The sequence below is a fragment of the Brevundimonas sp. TSRC1-1 genome (genome assembly GCF_049898245.1).
Taxonomy (GTDB): Bacteria; Pseudomonadota; Alphaproteobacteria; order Caulobacterales; family Caulobacteraceae; genus Brevundimonas; species Brevundimonas mediterranea_A.
This window is the reverse complement of the sequence record NZ_JAFCXI010000007.1, coordinates 1-5,814: the sequence shown is the minus strand read 5'-3', so window position 1 is coordinate 5,814 and position 5,814 is coordinate 1. Positions and strand designations below refer to the sequence as shown.

At 54.3% G+C, this 5,814-nt stretch carries 3 tRNA genes and 3 rRNA genes; all 6 read right to left on the bottom strand.

What is annotated here, in order from left to right:
* Nucleotide 1: 1 nt before the first annotated feature.
* Nucleotides 2-78 (bottom strand) — tRNA-Met (locus tag ACP7CK_RS16675).
* 103 nt (nucleotides 79-181) lie between these two features.
* Nucleotides 182-296: ribosomal RNA gene (gene rrf, locus ACP7CK_RS16670) — 5S ribosomal RNA — on the bottom strand.
* An 89-nt stretch (nucleotides 297-385) separates the two neighbouring features.
* A 23S ribosomal RNA gene (locus ACP7CK_RS16665) occupies nucleotides 386-3,172 on the bottom strand.
* Between the two features lie 200 nt (nucleotides 3,173-3,372).
* Nucleotides 3,373-3,448: transfer RNA gene (locus ACP7CK_RS16660), tRNA-Ala, on the bottom strand.
* A gap of 88 nt (nucleotides 3,449-3,536) precedes the next feature.
* Nucleotides 3,537-3,613 (bottom strand) — tRNA-Ile (locus ACP7CK_RS16655).
* Between the two features lie 207 nt (nucleotides 3,614-3,820).
* Nucleotides 3,821-5,281 (bottom strand): 16S ribosomal RNA (locus ACP7CK_RS16650).
* The 16S, 23S and 5S rRNA genes sit together here with 3 tRNA genes alongside, the layout of an rRNA operon.
* Nucleotides 5,282-5,814: the final 533 nt, after the last annotated feature.

The following is a 5,814-nucleotide window of genomic DNA, read 5'->3' as shown; positions in this document are numbered from 1 at the left end:
TTGGGTGCGGGAGTAGGATTTGAACCTACGACCTTCAGGTTATGAGCCTGACGAGCTACCGGGCTGCTCCATCCCGCGGCAAGCGGTAGTCGTGAAGGAAGAACGGTTCGAGAAGCCTGGGCTGAAGTAGCGCGAAGCGCGACAGGCCAGGTATTTAGCAATCACTCTGTCCGCCCGGTAGACCCGGCGGCGACCTACTCTCCCGCGCCTTGAGACGAAGTACCATTGGCTCTGGAGGGCTTAACGACCGAGTTCGGAATGGGATCGGGTGGGGAACCTCCGACATAGCCACCGGGTCAACGGGGCGGACAGAGAGATTGCGAAGAAGACATTGTCGTGACGATCATCGGGTCAAGGATGATCATCGAATGAGTTTTGCTGAGAAACGATCAAACCGATCGGATTATTAGTACCAGTAAGCTTCATGGGTCGCCCCACTTCCACACCTGGCCTATCAACGTGGTAGTCTTCCACGATCCTCAGCGAAGCCTTGTTTTGAGGTTAGTTTCCCGCTTAGATGCTTTCAGCGGTTATCTATTCCATACTTAGCTACCCTGCTGCACAGCTGGCGCCATGACAGGTACACCAGAGGTATGTCCATCCCGGTCCTCTCGTACTAGGGACAGATCCTCTCAAGCTTCGAACACCCACGGCAGATAGGGACCAAACTGTCTCACGACGTTCTGAACCCAGCTCACGTACCACTTTAAATGGCGAACAGCCATACCCTTGGGACCTGCTCCAGCCCCAGGATGTGATGAGCCGACATCGAGGTGCCAAACTTTGCCGTCGATATGGACTCTTGGGCAAAATCAGCCTGTTATCCCTAGAGTACCTTTTATCCGTTGAGCGATGGCCCTTCCACTCGGGACCACCGGATCACTATGGCCGACTTTCGTCTCTGCTCGACTTGTCAGTCTCGCAGTCAGGCGAGCTTATGCCATTGCACTCGACGAGCGATTTCCGACCGCTCTGAGCTCACCATCGCGCGCCTCCGTTACACTTTAGGAGGCGACCGCCCCAGTCAAACTACCCACCACGCCATGTCCCGGGACCGGATAACGGCCCTCGGTTAGACGTCAACGACAGTAAGGGTGGTATTTCAAGGACGACTCCACCAGAGCTGGCGCCCCGGTTTCATAGTCTCCCACCTATCCTACACATACGGTCGCTAACGCCAAGGCGAAGCTATAGTAAAGGTTCATAGGGTCTTTCCGTCTGACCGCGGGAACCCCGCATCTTCACGGGGAATTCAATTTCACTGAGCCTATGCTGGAGACAGTGGGGAAGTCGTTACGCCATTCGTGCAGGTCGGAACTTACCCGACAAGGAATTTCGCTACCTTAGGACCGTTATAGTTACGGCCGCCGTTTACCTGGGCTTCAGTTCGTCGCTTTCACAACTCCCTTTAACCTTCAGGCACCGGGCAGGCGTCAGACCCTATACGTCGCATTGCTGCTTCGCAGAGCCCTGTGTTTTTGCTAAACAGTCGCTACCCCCTGGCTTGTGCCACTCAGTCCTGGTTGCCCAGGGTGAGTCACGCTTATTCCGAAGTTACGCGTGCAATTTGCCGAGTTCCTTCAGCATAGTTCTCTCAAACGCCTTGGTATGCTCTACCTGACCACCTGTGTCGGTTTCGGGTACGGTCTCTGCTGGAGTTATTTCCTGGGACAACGCCCCCGCACACACAATCCAATAAGTGGGTACGAGTTAAGCCATCCGTCACTTCCAGCTGGTGCAGGAATATTTACCTGCTTCCCATCGACTACGCTTTTCAGCCTCGCCTTAGGGGCCGACTAACCCTGCGCAGATTAGCTTTACGCAGGAACCCTTGGTCTTTCGGCGAGAGTGTCTCTCACACTCTTATCGTTACTCATGTCAGCATTCTCACTTCCGATACCTCCAGCCAGGCTCACGCCTGACCTTCACCGGCCTACGGAACGCTCCGCTACCGCTTGCAGTAAACTGCAAACCCATATCTTCGGCGCACGGCTTGAGCCCCGTTACATTTTCCGCGCAGGATCGCTTGATCAGTGAGCTGTTACGCTTTCTTTAAAGGATGGCTGCTTCTAAGCCAACCTCCTGATTGTCAAAGCAATCCCACATCGTTTCCCACTTAGCCGTGACTTGGGGGCCTTAGATGATGGTTAGGGTTGTTTCCCTTTTCACGACGGACGTTAGCACCCGCCGTGTGTCTGCCCGATAGTTCTCTTGGGTATTCGGAGTTTGGTTAGTATTGGTACCGCTCGCGCAGCCCGCAACCATCCAGTGCTCTACCCCCCAAGGAATTCGTCGGACGCTCTACCTAAATAGATTTCGCGGAGAACCAGCTATGTCCAGGTTTGATTGGCCTTTCACCCCTATCCACAAGTCATCCCAGAATTTTTCAACATTCACGGGTTCGGTCCTCCAGTTGGTGTTACCCAACCTTCAACCTGCTCATGGATAGATCACCTGGTTTCGGGTCGTCATACGTCGAACTTAGCGCCCTATTCAGACTCGCTTTCGCTGCGCCTACACCTAACGGCTTAAGCTTGCTCGACACATGAAGTCGCTGACCCATTATACAAAAGGTACGCCGTCACCCCGCTTGGGGGCTCCGACTGCTTGTAGGCTTCCGATTTCAGGATCTGTTTCACTCCCCTTGTCGGGGTGCTTTTCACCTTTCCCTCACGGTACTTGTTCACTATCGGTCGTAGAGGAGTACTTAGGCTTGGAGGGTGGTCCCCCCATGTTCAGACAGGATTTCACGTGTCCCGCCCTACTCGAGTCTCTTGCTGTTTGATGACTACGGGGCTTTCACCCACTATGGCCGACCTTTCCAGATCGTTCGTCTTTATTTCACAAGAGCACTGGCCTGGTCCCGGTTCGCTCGCCACTACTACGGGAGTCTCGGTTGATGTCCTTTCCTCCGGGTACTGAGATGTTTCAGTTCCCCGGGTTCGCTTAATGAAGCCTATGTATTCAGCTCATTATACCTTTCAACAATCCGCCAATCGCCGCTCCGGCCGAAACCGAAGCAGAGTTGGAAGACTGTAAAGGTGGGTTTCCCCATTCGGAAATAACCGGATCAAAGGGTGCTAGCGCCTCCCCGGTTCTTATCGCAGCTTGCCACGTCCTTCATCGCCTCTCTACGCCAAGGCATCCGTCAGAAGCCCTTCAACGTTTGATCGTTTCTCAGCAAAACTCATGCTCGGTTTATTCCGCCCGACTGGAAAGTCGCCGGGGGACCGAGCCTGATTTTTGTCAGACAATGTCTTCTTCTCGAACAAGACCTACAAGCTCAGGGGAGCCGGTCACGTTCTTCCTTTACGATTTCAATGCACGCCGGCCTTACGGCCAACGGCAAACTTGAATGCGATCACAAGATCCTGGTGGAGCCAGACGGAGTCGAACCGACGACATCCTGCTTGCAAAGCAGGCGCTCTACCAACTGAGCTATGGCCCCATTCCAACAGGAATGGTGCAAAGCCCAGGAGAGCTGTCATACGATACTGCCTGTGGGCTGGAGGCCAACCCCAGCAACCAGCATGAGCTGGTAGGCCCGGGCAGACTCGAACTGCCGACCTTACGCTTATCAGGCGTACGCTCTAACCACCTGAGCTACGGGCCTATGGCAGCGACAGCCAGGTCAAGAGACCCAGGCTCGCGATCGCGTCACCAATACATCAACCCGTATGGTCGATGCGTCGATGACGAAAGTGGAAAGAGAAACGGAGACGGCGGCATTCCGCATAGTGCTCGGCGCTGTGAAGCGCTCCGCTAAATCGGAGCCTCAATAGACAGTCTCGTGAGAGACGGCCTGGAGAAGCATCCTTAGAAAGGAGGTGATCCAGCCGCAGGTTCCCCTACGGCTACCTTGTTACGACTTCACCCCAGTCGCTGACCCTACCGTGGTCGCCTGCCCCCTTGCGGTCAGCGCAGCGCCTTCGGGTAGAACCAACTCCCATGGTGTGACGGGCGGTGTGTACAAGGCCCGGGAACGTATTCACCGCGGCATGCTGATCCGCGATTACTAGCGATTCCAACTTCATGCCCTCGAGTTGCAGAGGACAATCCGAACTGAGACGACTTTTAAGGATTAACCCTCTGTAGTCGCCATTGTAGCACGTGTGTAGCCCACCCTGTAAGGGCCATGAGGACTTGACGTCATCCCCACCTTCCTCCGGCTTAGCACCGGCAGTCCCATTAGAGTTCCCAACTAAATGATGGCAACTAATGGCGAGGGTTGCGCTCGTTGCGGGACTTAACCCAACATCTCACGACACGAGCTGACGACAGCCATGCAGCACCTGTGTCCTAGTCCCCGAAGGGAAAGCCAGATCTCTCTGGCGGTCCAGGCATGTCAAAAGGTGGTAAGGTTCTGCGCGTTGCTTCGAATTAAACCACATGCTCCACCGCTTGTGCGGGCCCCCGTCAATTCCTTTGAGTTTTAATCTTGCGACCGTACTCCCCAGGCGGATTGCTTAATGCGTTAGCTGCGTCACCGAAATGCATGCATCCCGACAACTAGCAATCATCGTTTACGGCGTGGACTACCAGGGTATCTAATCCTGTTTGCTCCCCACGCTTTCGAGCCTCAGCGTCAGTAATGAGCCAGTATGTCGCCTTCGCCACTGGTGTTCTTCCGAATATCTACGAATTTCACCTCTACACTCGGAGTTCCACATACCTCTCTCACACTCAAGACACCCAGTATCAAAGGCAATTCCGAGGTTGAGCCCCGGGATTTCACCCCTGACTTAAATGTCCGCCTACGCTCCCTTTACGCCCAGTAATTCCGAGCAACGCTAGCCCCCTTCGTATTACCGCGGCTGCTGGCACGAAGTTAGCCGGGGCTTCTTCTGTAGGTACCGTCATTATCGTCCCTACTGAAAGAATTTTACAATCCTAAGACCTTCATCATTCACGCGGCATGGCTGCGTCAGGCTTTCGCCCATTGCGCAAGATTCCCCACTGCTGCCTCCCGTAGGAGTTTGGGCCGTGTCTCAGTCCCAATGTGGCTGATCATCCTCTCAGACCAGCTACTGATCGTCGCCTTGGTGAGCCTTTACCTCACCAACTAGCTAATCAGACGCGGGCCGCTCTAAAGGCGATAAATCTTTCCCCCGAAGGGCACATTCGGTATTAGCACAAGTTTCCCTGAGTTATTCCGAACCTAAAGGCACGTTCCCACGTGTTACTCACCCGTCCGCCACTAACTCCGAAGAGTTCGTTCGACTTGCATGTGTTAGGCCTGCCGCCAGCGTTCGCTCTGAGCCAGGATCAAACTCTCAGGTTGAGTTGACTTCTGACCTAAGCTTGAAGACCACCGAAGTGATCTTGGCATTAGTTCTACGTATTTTATTGACGAGTTCCCACGTCATCGATCCGAAGACCGACGCATGGTATCTTTTCAAAAAGACCGCAGATAGTCAGTGTCGTATAATGACCCGAAGGTCATCGCTAGAACACCGCCGCCTGCGTTTCTCTTTCCATATCAACAATGTCAAAGACCCAGAACCGCCTCAGCGGCCCGACTTGTTTAGCGCCGCGTCGTCGGCGGAGGCGGCGATTTAGAGAACCGCGAACCTCGTGTCAACCGCTCTTTTCAGAGATTTTGCAGAACCAAGACCGAAGCCTCAAAACCACAAAAAACCACCGGAGGAAAACGCAGAGGCTTTCCTCTTAACCGTTCGGCGATTCGATTGGAGCGCGGAACCTATTGAAACCAACCCAGGAAAGCAAGAAGTTTCTCAACTCTTTCTTCCCCTCAAAACCCCCGAAACCAAAGCTCCGAAGCCCTCAGGGCCGGCCCGTTTCCGAGCGAGGCGG